This window comes from Mesorhizobium sp. M0778 (assembly GCF_040320105.1).
In the GTDB taxonomy this organism is placed as follows: Bacteria; Pseudomonadota; Alphaproteobacteria; order Rhizobiales; family Rhizobiaceae; genus Mesorhizobium.
Map to the genome: position 1 here is coordinate 227344 of NZ_JAMYPA010000005.1, position 17904 is coordinate 245247.

The 17904-nt window shown below is 63.4% G+C and carries 17 protein-coding genes; 16 read left to right on the forward strand and 1 reads right to left on the reverse strand.

All coding sequences use genetic code 11. From position 1 onward, the window contains the following. Nucleotides 1–113: 113 nt before the first annotated feature. The 16 genes from NKI22_RS09905 (at nt 114) to NKI22_RS09980 (ending at nt 17037) form a co-directional block, all read left to right on the forward strand. Nucleotides 114–1688 (forward strand): phytoene desaturase family protein, encoded by a 1575-nt coding sequence (locus NKI22_RS09905; protein WP_352815803.1) that lies wholly within the window; start codon nt 114–116, stop codon nt 1686–1688. A 107-nt stretch (nt 1689–1795) separates the two neighbouring features. Then, nucleotides 1796–3322 (forward strand): ABC transporter substrate-binding protein, encoded by a 1527-nt coding sequence (locus NKI22_RS09910; protein WP_023717864.1) that lies wholly within the window; start codon nt 1796–1798, stop codon nt 3320–3322. Between the two features lie 70 nt (nt 3323–3392). Continuing rightward, the gene (locus NKI22_RS09915) at nt 3393–4400 is read left to right on the forward strand and encodes an ABC transporter permease (protein WP_023717865.1); all 1008 of its coding nucleotides are present in this window, start codon (nt 3393–3395) and stop codon (nt 4398–4400) included. Further along, nucleotides 4393–5241: an ABC transporter permease gene (locus tag NKI22_RS09920; RefSeq protein WP_023717866.1), complete on the forward strand. Its 849-nt coding sequence runs from the start codon at nt 4393–4395 to the stop codon at nt 5239–5241. The genes NKI22_RS09915 and NKI22_RS09920 overlap by 8 nt, the downstream gene beginning before the upstream one ends. Continuing rightward, complete coding sequence (locus NKI22_RS09925) at nt 5238–6128, forward strand: ABC transporter ATP-binding protein (RefSeq protein WP_031193635.1); 891 nt, start codon at nt 5238–5240, stop codon at nt 6126–6128. The genes NKI22_RS09920 and NKI22_RS09925 overlap by 4 nt, the downstream gene beginning before the upstream one ends. Further along, the gene (locus NKI22_RS09930) at nt 6121–6951 is read left to right on the forward strand and encodes an ATP-binding cassette domain-containing protein (RefSeq protein ID WP_023717868.1); all 831 of its coding nucleotides are present in this window, start codon (nt 6121–6123) and stop codon (nt 6949–6951) included. Before NKI22_RS09925 ends, NKI22_RS09930 begins: the two co-directional genes overlap by 8 nt. A gap of 80 nt (nt 6952–7031) precedes the next feature. After that, entirely contained in the window at nt 7032–7631 is a 600-nt protein-coding gene (locus tag NKI22_RS09935) for a VOC family protein (protein ID WP_352815806.1), read from the forward strand. 141 nt (nt 7632–7772) lie between these two features. Further along, entirely contained in the window at nt 7773–10067 is a 2295-nt protein-coding gene (locus NKI22_RS09940; RefSeq protein ID WP_352483282.1) for a bifunctional salicylyl-CoA 5-hydroxylase/oxidoreductase, read from the forward strand. Continuing rightward, nucleotides 10064–10837: an SDR family NAD(P)-dependent oxidoreductase gene (locus NKI22_RS09945; RefSeq protein ID WP_023717869.1), complete on the forward strand. Its 774-nt coding sequence runs from the start codon at nt 10064–10066 to the stop codon at nt 10835–10837. Before NKI22_RS09940 ends, NKI22_RS09945 begins: the two co-directional genes overlap by 4 nt. Further along, complete coding sequence (locus NKI22_RS09950; RefSeq protein WP_023717870.1) at nt 10831–11310, forward strand: MarR family winged helix-turn-helix transcriptional regulator; 480 nt, start codon at nt 10831–10833, stop codon at nt 11308–11310. Before NKI22_RS09945 ends, NKI22_RS09950 begins: the two co-directional genes overlap by 7 nt. Next, a complete protein-coding gene (locus NKI22_RS09955; protein ID WP_352483284.1) occupies nt 11298–12110 on the forward strand; it encodes an enoyl-CoA hydratase family protein in 813 nt (270 codons plus the stop codon). Before NKI22_RS09950 ends, NKI22_RS09955 begins: the two co-directional genes overlap by 13 nt. A gap of 231 nt (nt 12111–12341) precedes the next feature. After that, nucleotides 12342–13490 (forward strand): acyl-CoA dehydrogenase family protein, encoded by a 1149-nt coding sequence (locus tag NKI22_RS09960; protein WP_352483285.1) that lies wholly within the window; start codon nt 12342–12344, stop codon nt 13488–13490. A 75-nt stretch (nt 13491–13565) separates the two neighbouring features. After that, on the forward strand, nt 13566–13961 hold the full coding sequence (locus NKI22_RS09965) for a RidA family protein (protein WP_352483286.1): 396 nt from the start codon (nt 13566–13568) through the stop codon (nt 13959–13961). A 177-nt stretch (nt 13962–14138) separates the two neighbouring features. After that, entirely contained in the window at nt 14139–14930 is a 792-nt protein-coding gene (locus NKI22_RS09970) for an ABC transporter substrate-binding protein (RefSeq protein ID WP_352815808.1), read from the forward strand. 109 nt (nt 14931–15039) lie between these two features. After that, nucleotides 15040–15714, forward strand: a complete 675-nt coding sequence (locus NKI22_RS09975) for an amino acid ABC transporter permease (RefSeq protein ID WP_023717875.1) — start codon at nt 15040–15042, stop codon at nt 15712–15714. A gap of 30 nt (nt 15715–15744) precedes the next feature. After that, nucleotides 15745–17037 carry a cysteine desulfurase-like protein gene (locus tag NKI22_RS09980; protein WP_352548809.1) on the forward strand — a complete coding sequence of 431 codons (1293 nt, stop codon included), beginning with the start codon at nt 15745–15747 and terminating at the stop codon, nt 17035–17037. On the opposite strand, the gene NKI22_RS09985 is transcribed toward NKI22_RS09980, so the two are convergent. Beyond that, entirely contained in the window at nt 16968–17840 is an 873-nt protein-coding gene (locus NKI22_RS09985) for an NAD(P)H-dependent oxidoreductase (RefSeq protein ID WP_352483288.1), read from the reverse strand. The genes NKI22_RS09980 and NKI22_RS09985 overlap by 70 nt on opposite strands. Between the last annotated feature and the right edge of the window lie 64 nt (nt 17841–17904).

Sequence of the window (17904 nt, forward strand, 5' to 3'; positions counted from 1 at the left end):
TCCCTCTTCTTGGATGGCTCTGAAGGCTCGTTGCGGCCCTTAATATCCTACTAGACGAAAACATATGCATCTGCAATTATCTTTAAGCATAAAGGAAATGGGTTGGGTGGGATGTGAGCGAGTTCGACGCCATATTTGTCGGGGCAGGCCACAACAGTCTGGCATGCGCCGCGCATCTGGCGCTCAAAGGCTGGAAAACTGCCGTTTTCGAGCGCGATGCAACGATTGGCGGCGCCGTCCAGACGCGTGAATTCACGCTGCCGGGTTTCCGGCACGATTTCGGCGCGATGAATCTGAGCCTTTTTGCCGGCTCGGCCTTTCACAAGAAATATGCAAATGAATTGAAAACCCACGGGCTGGAATTCGTGCCGGTGGCCGACTGTTTTGCCAGTGCGTTCCCCGACGGCCGCTGGTTCGGTGTCAGCAGCGATCTGGAAACGACCGCTGCACGAATGGCCGCCTTCTCCGCAATCGACGTCGCCACATGGCGCCGCTTGGTTGCGGCATTCCCGGCCGAGGCCGAGCATCTGTTCCGGCTGCTGGGCTCGCCGATGAGCGGTCGAGCGCTCGCCGGCACTGCCTGGAACCTGTGGCGCAAGAAGGGTTTTGCCGGCGCGCTCGATACCGGGCGGCTGCTGCTTTCCTCACCCCGCGCGTGGCTCGAGGAGACTTTCCAGTCGCCGCATGTCAGGGCGACGCTCGCCACCTGGGGCATGCATCTCGACTTCGCCCCCGACATCGCCGGCGGCGCGGTGTTTCCTTACCTCGAATCCATGGCCAACCAGTGCTTCGGCATGGTGCTCGGCAAGGGCGGCGCCGACACCATCATCCGCGCTTTGTCGGGCATGCTCACGGCGGCCGGCGGCAAGATCGTCGCTGGGGCTGACGTCGCCGAAATCACGGTGTCCGCCGGCAAGGCGACCGGCGTGCGGCTCGCTTCCGGCGAGATCCACACCGCCACCAGGGCCGTCATCGCCAGTGTCGCGCCCAAGGCGCTGACTGGGAAGCTGTTGCCTGACGGTTCGCGCGACGCCGTTTTCGACACGGCCATGAAAAACTTTCGCCATGCGCCGGGGACGATGATGATCCATCTGGCGCTCGACGATCTGCCGGATTGGCGCGCCGGCGCCGAGCTTCGGCAGTTCGCCTATGTGCATCTGTCGCCGTCGCTCGATGCCATGTCGCGGACCTATCAGCAGGCGATGTCAGGCATGCTGCCGGACGAACCGGTGCTGGTCGTCGGTCAGCCGACGGCGGTCGACACATCGCGCGCGCCCGACGGCAAGCATGTGCTGTGGGTGCAGGTGCGCATGCTGCCGGCCGAGATTGTGAGCGATGCGGCGGGCACGATCGCGGCGGCTCACTGGGACGAGGCTAGGGAGCACTACGCCGAGCGCGTCCTCGACATTATCGAGCGCTATGCGCCCGGCCTTCGCCGGAAGATCCTCGACCGCGCCGTGTTCTCGCCCATCGACCTCGAACGCGAGAACCCGAACCTTGTCGGCGGCGACCAGATCTGCGGCAGCCATCATCTGGCGCAGAATTTCCTGTTCCGGCCGGCGCGCGGTTACGCCGGCTGGAACACGCCGGTCGGCAATCTGCATCTGACCGGGGCGGCAACATGGCCGGGCGCCGGCACCGGTGCGGGCTCGGGCTTCATGCTCGCGCAACAGCTTGGCGGGAGGTAGGGTCCATTTTTCATCTAGGGTGAAGGAGGACAAGGCGCGGTTGCCCAAGGAGCCTGAACCCACCGATTGACAACGACACCGCGCATAAAAGCAACAGGGGAACGACCATGACAATCAACAGACGAGAATTGCTCGGATATGGCGCGGCCGCACTTGGCGCCACGGCGCTCGGCCTGCCGCAACAAGCCAAGGCAGCCGGCGAACTGACCATCGCCTACAATGTCAACCTGCCGTCCTGGGACCCGACCACCGGGCCTTCGGCAGTCAACCCGACCATCCAGGGCCTTTACCAATCGGTGTTCGACCAGTTCATCCCGCAGAAGCCGGACCTTTCCTTCGCGCCCGGCCTGCTCACCGAATGGGGCTGGAACGAAGATCGCAGCAAGATCACGATGACGGTGCGCGAGGGCGTCACCTGGCATGACGGCTCGCCATTTACGGCCGAAGACGTGGTCTGGTCGCTGCAGCGGGCGGGCGACGAGAAGACCGGCAACCCGATCCAGTTCGTCTGGAAGAACGTCAACAACTTCAAGATCGACGGCAACAAGATCACCGGCGATGTCGTCCAATTCGACCCGGTGTATTTCAAATGGATGTCGTTCCTGACCGGCTACATCATGCCGAAAGCCTATTACGAGAAGGTCGGCGCCGAGGGTTTTGAGAAGGCTCCGATCGGCACCGGGCCCTATATGGTCGACAAATTCGAGCGCAACGCCTTCCTGCGGCTCAAGGCCAACCCTAACTATTGGGGTGGCAAGCCGGCCTTCAAAAACGTGACCATCAAGTTCGTCACCGATGCGGCGAGCCGCGTCGCCGAGATCGAGTCCGGTTCCTCGCAGGTGACGCTCGAAATCCCCTATGAGGAATATGACCGCCTGATCGCCAAGGACGGGCTTGCCGGCTCGTGCAAGAACGTTTCCGACATCGGCATGATCTTTTTCAACGACATCGATGTGATGCTGGACAAGAACGTGCGCCAGGCGGCGGTGATGGCGGTCGACAAGAAGCTGCTGGTCGACCGGCTGTTGCGCGGCTACGGCCAGCCGATCGGTACGCTGGAGACGCCGGAATACGCTGCCTACGATGCGTCGATCAAGGTCGAACATAACCCGGAAAAGGCCAAGGAATTGCTGGCCGCCTCCGGCTATTCGCCGGAAAAGCCGGTCAAGTTCACGATCCAGACGACCAAGGGCTTCAAGCCCAAGGATTACGAGATGATCCAGGCGATCGTCGGCATGTGGCGCAAGGTCGGCATCGAGGCGACGATCGAGGTCTACGAAATCGCCAAGCACTACGAGCTGCGCGCCGCCGACAAGCTGGCGCCGGCAGCCTTCTACAATTGGGGCAACGCCATCGGCGACCCCACCACTTCGACCGGCTTTGCCATGTATGGCCCGAGCCCGCATTCGGTGTGGGACAGCCAGGACTTGATCGACATGATCAACCCGCTATGGGGCGAGAAGGACGAGGCCAAGCGCATCGCCGGCTGGAAGGCCGTCGACAAATACATCGCCGAGCAGGCCTATGTGCTGCCGCTGATCCAGTATGCGCAGCCGATCGTGCATGCCAAGGGCGTCAATGTCGTGCAGCATGTGTCGGGCGCGCTGTTGCCGGCGCTGATGAGCCCGGCCTGAGATCGGCCCGGGACTAACGCGCGCCGTCTGCAACGACGGCGCGCCTTTTCCGCCAGGCATACAGGCGACCATGCTGCTGCAAAGATTCCTGATCCGTCTTCTGACGATGGCGATCACGCTGTTCGGCGTGGCCGTCGTCGTCTTTATCGTCATCCGCGTCGCCCCCGGCGATCCGATCGCGATGATGCTGCCGCCCGGCGCCACCGATGCCGACATCGCGCGGCTGCGCGCGCTGTACGGGCTGGACAAGACGATCGTCCAGCAATTCTTCATCTGGCTGTCCGGCGTAGTCAGAGGCGATTTCGGCACGTCGATCTCACTGCGGCAGGATGTGCTGGGGCTGGTCTTCAATCGCCTCCCGGCGACGCTGGAGCTCGCCTCCGTCGCGCTTGTGATGGCGGTGGCGATCGGCGGCACGATGGCGATCCTCGGCGCGCGCGAGCGCGGCACCGCGGTCGAGGCCGGCATCGACATTGCCAGTGGTGCGGCGCTCTCAATTCCCGATTTCCTGTGGGGTCTGGTGCTGATCTTGTTGTTCGGCGTGCTGGTGCCGGTGTTCGACATTTCCGGCCGAGTGTCGCCGCAACTCGACCTGCCCTTCGCCACGCAATTCTATCTGTTCGAAAGCATCGTGCGACTGCGCTTCGACCTGACCAGGGACCTGCTGGCACACATGCTGATGCCGGCGATCGCGCTGGCGCTGCCGCTGGCCGCGATCATCTCGCAGCTGCTGAAACAGTCGCTGAAGGAAGTGCTCGACCTCGACTATGTCGTGCTGGCGCGGGTAAAGGGCTTTTCGGAAACGCAGGTCATCCTGCGCGAGGCGTTGAAGAACGCGGCGCTGCCGACGCTCACTCTGGTCGGCGTGCAGTTTACCTTCCTGATCGGCGGCACGGTCATCGTCGAACGGCTGTTTTCCTATGAAGGTCTCGGCAATATGGCGATCGATGCCGTCATCAATCGCGACCTGCCGCTGATCCAGGGCATCGTGCTGGTCTTCGCGCTGTTGTTCGTGCTGATCAACCTTGCCGTCGACATGATGTACGCGTTGCTCAATCCGAGGCTGCGCCATGGATGAGGCCCGCATTTCAAGACATGGCTCGCGCGCCCGCCTGTGGCTGGCCGGCGGCTGGCTGCTGATTGCGCTGTTGGCCGCAATTTTTGCGCCGCTGGTCGCACCGCAGGACCCACTGGCGCAGGATTTGATGCTGGAGCGCCTGCCGCCGTTCTGGCTGGGCGGTGCCGAGCCCGGCTACTGGCTCGGCACCGACAGCCTCGGTCGCGATCTGTTGTCACGGCTGATCTTCGGTGCGCGCATCGCCTTCATCGTCGCCTTCGCGGCGGCCTTTGCCGCCTGCCTGGTCGGCTCGACGCTCGGCCTGATCGCCGGCTATTTCGGCGGCTGGGCCGACCGCATCATCTCGCGTATCGTCGATGTCTGGATGGCGTTTCCGCCGGTGCTGTTTGCCATCCTTCTGGTCGCCGTGCTCGGCACCGGCTTGAGCTCGGTCATCATCGCCATCGCCGTCATCGACTGGACGCGCTTCTGCCGGGTGATCCGCGCCGAGACCATGGGTCAGTCGCGCATGGACTATGTCGAGAACGCCCGCATCGCCGGCTATGGCCGCATCGGCATCATGCTGCGCGAGGTGCTGCCCAATGTGGTGCCGTCGATCGTGGCGCTGCTGTCGCTGGAGATGGGCATTGCCGTCATCGTCGAGGCGATCCTGTCCTTCGTCAATCTGTCGATCTCGACAGACGACCCGACCTGGGGCGGCATCATCGCCGAGGGCCGCCTGTCGATCCATCAGGCCTGGTGGGTGCTGGTGTTCCCGCTGGTCACGCTGATCCTGACGGTGCTGTCGTTCAGCCAGTTCGGCGAGGGCCTCAGGGCGCGTTTCGATCCGGTGCTGCGATGAACGCGCCTGCGAAACCCTGCCTGGACATACGCAACCTTAGCGCGGTGCTGCCTAATGGCTTGCGCGTGCTGCGCTCGGTGTCGCTCGCCGTCGAGCCCGGAGAAGTCCGCGCGCTGGTCGGCGAGAGCGGCGCCGGCAAGACAATGATCGGCAAGGCCGTGCTCGGCGTGCTGCCACCGAGCGTGCGCATCGTCGAAGGCAATATGCTGCTCGAAGGCGAGGATCTGGGCCGGCTGGCACCCAAGGCAAGGCGCACCCTGATCGGCGCGCGCACGGCGCTGATCCCGCAAGACCCGCTGACGGCGCTCAATCCGTCACGGCGCATCGGCCCGCAAATGACCGACCGGCTGGTGCGCATCCTCGGCTGGAGCGGTGAGAAGGCCGATGCACGCATCCGCCAATTGCTGGACGAGGTGCAGATCCGCGACCCCGAGCGCGTGCTCAAATGCTATCCGCACGAGCTGTCCGGCGGCATGCGGCAGCGCGTGCTAATCGCCGCGGCGTTTGCAGCCGAACCAAGGCTGATCGTCGCCGACGAGCCGACGACCGCGCTCGACGTGACCGTGCAGAAACAGATCTTGCGGCTGATCGCGCAATTACAGCGCGAGCACGGCACGGCGATCCTGTTCGTTACTCACGATCTCGGTGTGGTTGCCAAGATCAGCCAGAAAGTTTCGGTGCTCTATGCTGGCAAGGTGGTGGAAGAGGCCGATACCGCAGCGCTGTTCGCCGCACCCCAGCACCCTTATACGCTGGCGCTGATGGCGGCGACGCCGCGCTACACCGATCCGTTCGCCTCGCTGAAGCCGGTCGACGACAAGGTGCTGGCCGGGCTGGCCGCGGAGATCGCCGCCGCCGACCAGGCATGGAGGCGACCGCATGGTTGAGCCGCTGTTTTCCGTGCGCGGGTTGAAGGTTGCGTTGCCCGACATGACGCGCAAACCGCTGATCGGCCGGGCGCCGCTGGCCGAGATCCTGAAAGGCCTGGATTTCGACCTGCCAAGGGGATCGGTGACCGGCATCGTCGGCGAATCCGGCTCCGGCAAATCGACGCTCGGCCGTGCCTTGGTGCGCCTGCTGGAGCCCAGTGCCGGCAACGTCATGTTCGACGGCCGCGACATCACACATCTGCCTGAGGCCGAGCTCCGGCCGCTGCGCCGCAATCTGCAGATGATCTTCCAGGATCCGATGTCGTCGCTCAACCCGCGCCGCACCATCTTCAGCATCATTGCAGCACCCCTCAAGCAGAACGGGCTTGGCGACAATCTCAAGGCACGCGTCGCGGAGGCGCTGCAGCGCGTCGGCCTGCCGCAGAGCTTTGCCGGCCGCTACCGTCACGAAGTGTCGGGCGGCCAGCGCCAGCGCGTCGGCATTGCCCGCGCACTGGCGCTGTCGCCGAAATTCGTGCTGGCCGACGAAATCGTCTCCGGCCTCGACGTGTCGACCCAGGCGCAGATCCTGACGTTGCTGGAAAAACTCGCCGCCGAAATGGGCCTGACCGTTGCCTTTATCAGCCACGATCTGTCGGTGATCCGGAGGCTCTGCCGACAAGTGATCGTCATGCGCGAAGGCGCGATCGTCGAAGCCAGCGCGACGGATACTTTGTTCGAGCACCCGCGGCAGGCCTACACGCGCGACCTCCTCGCCGCCATTCCCCTGCCCGAGATCGATGACGCCTGGCTGCTTCCCGCCCCAAAGGCGCCGGCATGAAGCACAATCCTATTCGCACGCCGAAGAGCGGGCCTCGGGCGTGCGCCCAGCAAAATGTCCCGCTATGGAGGATGACTGATATGAAGAATGCGATCCGATATGCGACGCTTGCAGCCACCGTGCTGGGAAGCATCGGCACCGCTTGCGCCAGTTCCATACCCGGCATGCGTGGCCACGACCACACCGGCGTCACCGTCCCCGACATGCAGCAGGCGGTCGATTTCTTCACCGAAGTGGTTGGCTGCAAGAAGGCGATGTCGTTCGGCCCGTTCGCCGACGACAAGGGCACATTCATGCAGGATCTGCTGGGCGTCGATCCCAAGGCGGTGATCGAGGAGATCACCCTAGTCCGCTGCGGATACGGGTCGAACATCGAGCTGTTCAAATACACCGCGCCGGACCAGAAGGACCTGACGCCTCGCAACAGCGACATAGGCGGCTTCCATATCGCCTTCTATGTCGACGACATCGCCGCCGCAAAAGCCTATCTTGACGGCAAGGGCGTCAAGACGCGAATGGGACCGCTGCCGGTTACCGAAGGCCCCGCCGCCGGCCAGGCCATCCTTTACTTCCAGGCCCCTTGGGGCTTGCAGTTGGAAGCGATCAGCTATCCCAATGGCATGGCCTATGAAAAGGATGCAGAAACGGTGCTGTGGAGTCCGAAGAACCCGGAAAAATAGCCCGGGAGTCCCTGGCCTGCGGAGCCGACTGCCGGCAAGGCGAGTTATCCGGGCGGATTGTTTCAATCTTGAAACTTCAAGCTTGAATTAATTTTCCTCAGGCGTAAACTCGACAAACAGAAGCGAAGAGGAGATCGCACGATGAAAGTTGCGGTTCTCGGCGGCGGACCAGCCGGCCTCTACTTTGCCATCTCGATGAAGCTCCGGGATGCGGCGCATGAGGTGACGGTGTTCGAGCGCAACCGTGCCGACGATACGTTCGGCTGGGGCGTCGTGCTGTCGGCCGAAACGCTGGAGAACCTGACCAGGAACGACCCGGTCAGCGCCGTCTGGATCCGCAAGCATTTTGCCTATTGGGACGATATCGCCGTTATCCATGACGGCGTGCGCACGGTCTCGACCGGTCACGGCTTTTGCGGCATCGGCCGCAAGCGGCTGCTCACGCTGCTGCAGCGGCGGGCGCGCGAACTCGGCGTCAAGCTGGTCTTCGAGACCGACATCGCCGATCCCAAGCCATATATGGAGACGCACGATCTGGTCGTCGCCGCCGATGGGCTGAACTCGAAAGCGCGGGGCGCCTTCGTCGACGTGTTCAAGCCTGATATCGATGTCCGCAAATGCAAGTTCGTCTGGCTCGGCACCCGTCAGAAATTCGACGACGCCTTCACCTTCATCTTCGAGAAAACCGAACATGGCTGGGTCTGGGCGCATGGCTACCAGTTCGACAGCGATACCGCGACCTTCATCGTCGAATGCAGCGAGCAGACCTGGCAACGCTTCGGCTTCGGCGCGATGTCTCAGCAGGAATCGATTGCCGTCTGCGAGCGCATCTTTGCCCGCCATCTCGGCGGCCACGCGCTGATGACCAACGCCAATCATATCCGCGGCTCGGCCTGGATCAATTTCCCGCGCGTCTTGTGCGAACGCTGGTCCTACAAAAACCTGGCGCTGATGGGCGACGCGGCGGCGAGCGCGCATTTCTCGATCGGTTCCGGCACCAAGCTGGCGCTGGAAAGCGCGGTGGCGCTGGCCGACTATGTCGAGTCCGAGCCGGACCTCGAGGCCGCCTTTAGCAAATATGAGGACGCCCGCCGCACCGAAGTGCTGAAGCTGCAGTCGGCGGCACGCAATTCGCTCGAATGGTTCGAGGAGGTCGAGCGCTATCTCGGCCTCGATCCGGTGCAGTTCAATTATTCGCTGCTGACGCGTTCGCAGCGCATCAGTCACGAGAATTTGCGGCTGCGCGATGCCGAATGGCTGGCCGGCGCCGAGGAATGGTTCCAACGTCAGGCCGGTGCTGGCGGCAACAGTCTGCGTCGCGCGCCGATGTTTGCGCCGTTCCGGCTGCGCGACATGGCGCTGCAGAACCGTATCGTCGTCTCGCCGATGGCGCAGTACAAGGCGGTCGACGGCTGTCCGACCGACTGGCATTTCGCCCACTATGCCGAACGGGCCAAGGGCGGCGCCGCTCTCCTCTACATCGAGATGACCTGTGTCAGCCCGGAAGGCCGCATCACGCCAGGCTGCCCCGGTTTCTATGCGCCCGAGCATGAGGTCGCCTGGAAGCGGCTGGTCGAGTTCGTTCATGCCGAAACCGAAGCCAAAATCTGTGCGCAGATCGGCCATTCCGGCGCCAAGGGATCGACCCGGCTCGGCTGGCAGGGAACCGACGTGCCGCTGACCTCGGGCAATTGGCCCGTCATGGCGGCATCTTCCGTGCCGTGGTCGCCGCAGAACCAGGTGCCGAAGGCGATGAACCGCGCCGACATGGATACGGTGCGCGAGCAGTTCGTCGCTTCGGCCGAGATGGCGGCGCGCTGCGGCTTCGACATGCTCGAAATCCACGCCGCGCACGGTTATCTCCTGTCCTCCTTCATCACACCCTTGACCAACCGGCGCACCGACTCCTATGGCGGCTCGTTGGAAAACCGCATGCGCTATCCCTTGGAAATCTTTCATGCGGTGCGCGCCGTATGGCCGGCTGAAAAGCCGATCTCGATGCGCATCTCCGCCAATGACTGGCTCGGCATCGAGGGCGTGACGCCGGCCGATGCGGTCGAGATCGCGCGGCAGCTGCATGAAGCCGGAGTCGACATCTGCGACGTGTCGGCCGGCCAGACTTCGGCCGTGGCAAGACCGGTCTATGGCCGCATGTTCCAGACGCCATTTTCCGACCGCATCCGCAACGAAGTCGGCATGGCGACCATGGCGGTCGGCAATATCTACGAGCCGGACCATGTCAACTCGATCCTGATGGCCGGCCGCGCCGACCTCGTCGCACTGGCAAGGCCGCATCTTGCCGATCCCTATTGGACGCTGCATGCGGCGGTCACGCTTGGCGATCGCGGCGTCAAATGGCCGGATCCCTATCTGCCCGGCCGCGACCAACTCTACCGGCTGGCCGAGCGCGAAGCGGCGGCGGGGTTGAAAGTATGAGTTCCGCCGCAGCGATTTCAGGGCGACATGCGCTGGTCACCGGCGGCGGCTCCGGCGTCGGCCGGGCGATCGCGCTGGCGCTGGCCGGCGCAGGCATCGATGTGACCATCTGTGGCCGGCGCGTGGAGCCGCTTGCCGAGGTCGCCGCTCAGAACAAGCGCATCTTCGCCATTGCCGCCGACGTCACCGACGAGGCATCGATGGCGTCGCTCTACGAGGACGCGGAAGCGGCACGCGGACCGTTAGACGTCGTCGTTGCCAATGCCGGCATGTCCGGCAGCGCCTCGGCGCAGCGGACCTCGCTGGCAGACTGGCAGCGCACGCTCGACGTCAACTTGACCGGTGTGTTCCTGACGGTGAAGCCGGCGCTGGCCGGCATGGCCGCGCGCAAGACGGGCCGTATCATCTTCATCGCTTCCACCGCCGGACTGAAAGGCTATCCCTATGTTGCAGCTTATGTCGCAGCCAAGCATGGCGTCGTCGGTCTGATGCGGGCACTCGCCGTCGAGACCGCGAAGTCCGGCGTGACCGTAAATGCGGTGTGCCCGGGTTTCGTCGAAACCGAAATGCTGGAAGGCGCCGTTCGGCGCATCGTCGAAACGACCGGCCGCTCGGCCGAGCAGGCGCGGACAAGCCTTGCCGAGACCAACCCGCAAGGCCGCTTCATCCAGCCAGAGGAAATTGCAGCCGCCGTGCTCTATCTGTGTAGCGACGCCGCCGGGTCGATCACCGGACAAACGATTTCGATCTCCGGAGGTGAGACATGGTAGCCGGTCCCCTGCCCGCCCCGTCCGGACCCGGCAAGGACCGCCTGCGGCTGTGGATACGCTTGCTGCGCGCCTCGCGCACCATCGAGGCCGAGCTGCGCGAACGCTTGCGGCAAGAATTCAACACAACGCTGCCACGCTTCGACGTGATGGCCGCGCTCTACAGGGCGCCCGAGGGCATGCTGATGAGCGACCTGTCGCGCTTCCTGCTAGTGTCCAACGGCAATGTCACGGGCATCATCGACCGGCTGGTCTCGGAAGGGCTGGTGATGCGAGCCCGACGCAATGGCGACCGCCGCACCTCGATGGTACGGCTGACGGAAGAGGGATCGAAGACTTTCGGCGTGATCGCCGCCGCGCATGAAAAATGGGTCGGCGAATTGCTGGGCAATGTGAGCGAGGACGAGGCGCGCCGGCTGACCGGCATGCTGACCTCCTTCCGCAGCAATTGGGAGGGACGGGAATGGCAAAGATAGCCGGCCGCAAGCCGAAGCATTTCCTCTGGCAGGTCGAAGGCAAAATCGCAAAGATCCGGCTTGACCGGCCGGAGCGAAAGAACCCGCTGACCTTCGACAGCTATGCCGAATTGCGCGACACTTTTCGCGACCTTGTCTACGCCGACGACGTCGATGCGGTGGTGTTCCTTCCCAATGGCGGCAATTTCTGCTCGGGCGGCGATGTCCACGAAATCATCGGCCCACTGGTCAAGTTGGACATGAAGGCGCTGCTCGCCTTCACTCGCATGACCGGCGATTTCGTCAAGGCGATGCTGAATTGCGGCAAGCCGATTATTGCGGCGGTCGACGGCGTGGCGGTCGGCGCCGGCGCGATTATCGCCATGGCCTCCGACATCCGCATCGCCACGCCACAGGCAAAAACGGCTTTCCTGTTCAGCCGCGTCGGCCTTGCCGGCTGCGACATGGGCGCCTGCGCGATCCTGCCGCGCATCATTGGCCAGGGTCGCGCCGCCGAACTGCTCTATACCGGCCGCACGATGAGCGCCGAGGAAGGCGAGCGCTGGGGCTTCTACAATCGGCTGGTCGATGCCGCAACGCTCGAGGCCGACGCGCTCGACATGGCCGCGCGCATCGTTTCCGGCCCAACCTTCGCCCATGGCATGACCAAGACGCAGCTGAACCAGGAGTGGTCGATGGGCCTCGACCAGGCTATCGAAGCGGAAGCGCAGGCGCAGGCGATCTGCATGCAGACCCGCGATTTCGAACGGGCCTACAAGGCTTTCGTCGCCAAGGAGAAGCCGGTGTTCGAGGGGGATTGAGGATGATCGCTTCCATGGGCACGCTGGCAAGACAGCACCCCCCTCTGGCCTGCCGGCCATCTCCCCCTCAAGGGGGGAGATTGGATGTCAGGCCCGCTTTCGCCAATCTCCAACATCGCCGGGAGAGCAGTGGCAGCGAAGCCGCCAATCTCCCCCCTAGAGGGGGCGATGTCCGGCAGGACAGAGGGGGGCGCCGTGGAGCGCCAGGGCCGGAGAACTGTGGAGGCAGAAATGCCTGACCGTTCCTTCCTCACCTGGCCGTTTTTCGAGGACCATCACCGCGAGTTGGCAGAGCGGCTGGAGGCATGGTGCGCCAAGAACCTGCCGGTCGCGCATGACGATGTCGACGCAGCCTGCCGCGAGCTGGTGGCCAAGCTCGGCCGGGATGGCTGGCTGAAACCGACAGCGCTCGACACCGAAAACCCTGCAGCACTCGACGTGCGCACATTGTGCCTCACGCGCGAAACGCTGGCCCGGCATGACGGGCTGGCCGATTTCGCCTTCGCCATGCAAGGGCTCGGCACCGGCGCGCTCAGCCTGTTCGGCACGCCAGACCAGCAGCACTGGCTGGGGAAGACACGGGCCGGCAAGGCGATTTCGGCTTTCGCACTGTCGGAGGCGCGTTCGGGCTCGGACGTTGCCAATATGGAAATGACGGCCACGCGTGACGGCGATAGCTATATCCTATCCGGCGAAAAAACCTGGATCTCCAACGGCGGTATCGCTGACTTTTATGTTGTCTTTGTCCGTACTGGCGAAGCGCCCGGTGCCAAGGGGCTTTCGGCGTTCATCGTGCCGGCCGAGACAAAGGGCCTGACCATCGCCGAGCGGCTGGAGGTGATCGCGCCGCACCCGCTCGCCCGGCTGTCTTTCGACAATGCCCGCGTTCCAGCCTCGGCGCTGATCGGCAAACCCGGTGATGGTTTTCGCATCGCCATGTCGGTGCTCGACGTGTTCCGTTCGACGGTCGGGGCAGCTGCGCTCGGCTTTGCCCGGCGCGCGCTGGACGAAAGCATCAAAAGAGTGGCCGAGCGCAGGCTGTTCGGTGCAGCGATGGCCGAGCTGCAGATGGTGCAGGGCCACATCGCCGAGATGGCGCTGGATGTCGATGCCGCCGCCTTGTTGGTCTACCGCGCCGCCTGGACCAAGGACATGGGGACCGCCCGTGTCACCCGCGAAGCGGCGATGGCCAAGCTGTTCGCCACCGACAAGGCGCAGGAGGTGATCGACAGGGCTGTGCAGCTGCATGGCGGCGACGGCGTCCGCAGGGGCCATATCGTCGAAAGACTGTATCGCGAGATCCGGGCACTGCGCATCTACGAGGGAGCGTCGGACGTGCAGAAGGTGGTGATTGCACGGCAAGTGATGGGAGCGGCCTGAGACCGGAGTTTGTGTGGAAGAATTGATTGTCTTTGAGTTTTGAGCGACCGGATTTGAGCATTGGGAGGCTTTGATATGCACACCATCCTGCAGCCGGAAGGCTGGGCGAAACCCGTCGGCTACGCCAATGGCGTCGCCGCGCGTGGGCAGCTTGTCTTCGTCGGCGGGCAGGTCGGCTGGAACGGGCAGGGCCGCTTCGAGACCGACGATCTTGTCGGCCAGGTGAAGCAGACGCTGGCCAATATTGTCGCCGTGCTCGCCGAGGCCGGCGCCAAGCCGCAGCATATCACCTCGATGACCTGGTACTTTACCGACAAGGCGGAATATTTGGCCAATCTCAAGGGGATCGGCGAGGTCTATCGCGAGGTGATCGGCCGGCATTTTCCGGCGATGGCCGCCATGCAGGTGATGGCGTTGGTCGAGGATCGCGCCAAGGTTGAGATCCAGGCCACGGCGGTTATTCCGGACTGATGGCAACACGCGGCAATTTTTTAAGCTTAAAACTTTCGCCTTGAAAAGCGCGGTACTTTGGATAGCATCCGATGTCTTACGACTGCCGTGCCGGGAGGGCTTTCCGGCAGTCCGGTTACTTGGCGTATCAAAACCGTGCGGGGCCAACCCGTCCGATCACAACCAGAGGGAACGAAAATGAACTTCACCCGTCGCAACCTGCTTCTTGTTGCTGCCGCCATCGGCATCGCCGGCGGCCCGGCCTATGCCGAAGGCACGCTGAATGTCGGCGCCTATCCGACCAATCCGCCTTTTGAATACAAGAACGAGAGCGGTACATTCGAGGGTTTCGAAGTCGACATCATCAACGAAGCGGCAAAGCGTATCGGCATGACCACTGACATCGCCGACCTCGGTTTCCAGGCGCTGTTCGCCGCCACCACCTCTAAGCGCATCGACGTCGCCATTTCGTCGATCACCATCACGCCGGAGCGGCTGAAGTCGCAGTCGTTCACGCAACCCTACTATGATTCCGACATGGGCATCGCCGCGAAGGCCGACAGCCCAATCAAGGCCGAGGCCGACCTCAAGGGCAAGATCGTCGGCGTGCTGTCCGGCTCGACCGGCGAAACCTGGGTCAAGGGGCACCAGGAAGCGGACGGGTTCAGTGACGTCAAGGGCTACGACACGCAGCAGAATTTGCTGCTCGATCTCAGCTCCGGCCGCGTCGATGCGGCGGTCAGCGATATTCCGGGCCTGGAATATTCTTTCACCAGGATGAAGGATCTCGCCGTAAAAGAGCGCATCAAGACCGGCGAGCAGTACGGCCTGATGATGACCAAGGACCACCCGTTGCTCGGCAAGCTGAACGACGCGCTGACCGCGATGAAGACGGATGGCACGCTGGCCGCGATCCACAAGAAGTGGTTCGGCAGCGACGCACCGGCCGATTCCTCGACCGTCAAGGAAATGCCTATGCCGAAGGCCTGAGCGGCAGTTCGCGCTTAAATGTCGTGCCGGCTTTCGATGCCGGCACGATTTCGGATTTCGGGCTCGGGCTCGAGCGTCGCGGGACGCCAAACGTTTCGGGAATGCTGCGATGTCGCTGCTGGACACCTTCTTCAACGCCGACGTCATGATCTCCAGCCTGCCGGCACTGCTGCGCGGCTTCCTGAACACGCTGCTGCTCGGAATCATGAGCATCGGCATCGGTATTCCCGTCGGCCTCGCGATCAGCCTGGTGCGGCTCTATGCGCCAAAGCCGCTTCGGCTGCTGGCTGTCGGCTACATCGACATTTTCCGGGCGATGCCGGTGCTGGTCGTGCTGATCCTGATCTACTATGCGCTGCCGTTTCTCGGCATACGCCTGTCGTCTTGGACTTCCGCGGTGATGGCGTTCGCCATCATCATGGCGGCCTATTCGGCCGAGGTGTTCCGCTCCGGCATAGAAAGCATTCCGCGCGGCCAGTTCGAGGCGGCGCAGGCGCTCGGCCTGCCGTTCTTGCTGACCTTGCGCAAGGTAGTGCTGCCGCAGGCGATCCGCGTCGTCATTCCACCGATGACCAGCAACTGCGTTTCGATGTTCAAGGACACCTCGCTCGCCTCCACCGTGGCGCTGCCCGAACTGCTGAAGGAAGCGACCAACGCGCAATCGCTCTATGCCAACCCCTCACCGCTGATTGGCGCCGCGCTGGTCTATCTCATCTTTCTCTGGCCGATGGTCCGTCTCGTCAGCCTCCTTGAACGCCGATTTCAAACCGAAAAGACCCGCTGAATCTGTCAGCGCACTTCGCAGGAGACGACCTTGAACCAGCATCAGATTTCGAAAACGGGCGATGCCGCAGCTTTCCCGGTCGAGACGATCCGCGCCATGTTTCCCGCCTTGCAGCAGGCCGGCGACTTCATCTTCATGGACAATGCCGCCGGCGCGCAGATCCCGCAAAGTGTGCTCGACGCGGTCACCAACCATTTGGTCGCGCATAATGTGCAGCGCGGCGGCCGCTACGGCCGCAGCGTCACCGTCGATCAAGCCGTCGCCGGCGCGCGCGAAAGCGTGGCCTTGCTGATCAACGCCACCAACCCGGCGGAGATCTGTTTCGGCATGAACGCCACTTCGTTCATCCGCCTGGTCAGCCTCGGCATCGGCCAGATGCTTTCTGAGCGACCAAACGGGGAGCGTGACGAGATCGTCATCACCGACATGGATCACGATGCCAATATCGCGACGTGGCTGGCGCTGGCACCCGCCGGCGCCAAGTTCAAATGGTGGCGGATGCGCGAGGACGGCAATCTGCATGTCGACGATTTGCGCCCGCTGGTCTCCGAGCGCACCCGCCTCGTGGCCTGCACGGTGACGGCGCATTCGATCGGCTCGATCGTCGACGTTGCTTCAGTGGCTGGGATCGCGCATGCGGCAGGCGCCGAAGTGTTCCTCGACTGCGTGCATTACGGCCCGCACGGGCTGATCGATGTGCAGGCATGGGACTGCGACTATCTGGTCTGCTCCGGCTACAAGAATTTCTCGCCGCATATGGGCTTCCTGTGGGGCCGCTTCGAAACGCTGAAGCGTCTGCCGACCTTCCGCGAGGACTTCATTCCCGACGAGCCGCCCTATAAGATCGAGGCCGGCACCTTCATCTACGAGAACGTCTCCGGCATGGATGCCGCGGTGCGCTATCTCGAATCGATCGGCCGCAATTTCGCTCCAGCCAATAACCGATCGCGCCGCGACAACATCGTCGCCGGTATGAATGCCATTCGCGATTACGAGCAGGTGCTGGCGCGCGAAATGCTGGCGGTGCTCAAAGATTGCGGCGCGATGATCTACGGCGTGGCCGAAGAGGCACGCCTCCGCGAGCGCGTGCCGACCTTCTGCTTCAACATCGGCACGCTGTCGCCGCAGAGGATCGTCGAGGAGATGGCCGAGATGCAGATCGGCATTCGCGACGGCCACATGTATGCGCCGCGCCTGATGAAGCGGCTCAACCTCAGCATGGACAGCGGCGCCGTCCGCGCCTCGCTGGTGCATTACAATACGATCGAGGAAGTCCGGCGCTTCGGCGAGGCGCTTCGCACCATCATTGCCCGGCTGTCCTGATCGGGCTGGCCGGCGGCGCCGGCGCGATCCTCGTGAAGGGCGAAGGCGGTCGCACCCGGGTTCTCCAAGCCGAGGCGCAACTGCATGCTTGGGATCAGGTAATCGCCGCCATTCTGCTGCCGATAAGGAATGGGCTGGATTGTCTCGAGCGTCCGCATCCTTTCGCGCAGTCGCTCCGCGACAGGCTCGAAATCGGCCTCCCCGAAACGGTCCACCCTGTAGACCACGAACGGCGGAAGCACGTCGTAGCCCGGATAGTATAGAATCCCGTGGTTGATCGGGAACAGCAGGTCGTCGATCGGGCCGTTGACGCCGCGGGCGGAATAATGCTCCTCCCAGCCGCCGGTGGTAACGATTAGCATCGCGCGCTTGCCGGCGAGCGTTCCCTCGCCAAAGCGGTCACCCCACCTCTTATCGCTGTGCTCGCCGACGCCATAGGCGAAGCCGTAGGCATACACCCGATCGACCCAGCCCTTGAGGATCGCCGGCATGGCGTACCACCACAGGGGAAACTGGAGGATCAGGGTGTCGGCCCATAGCAGCTTGTCGATCTCCGCTTTGACGTCATCGGTCAGAGTGCCGCTCGCAAAAGCTTTTTTGGAGGCGCCGGCCGGCAGGAAGCGTGCTTCGGGCGGCCACGACGGAAAGTCGGCACGGTCCACCTCGGATTTCCAGCCATCGGCATAGAGGTCAGACACCCGCACCTCGTGGCCTTGGGTCTCGAGCTCCCTGATGGCGACGTCACGCAGTGCGCCGTTGAGCGAATTCGGTTCAGGATGAGCAAAAACAAGCAGGACTTTCATGGGTCTACTCCGAAGAAGGACGATAGACACCAAAGGTAGCCAGCCGTCGGCTAATCCACTATAT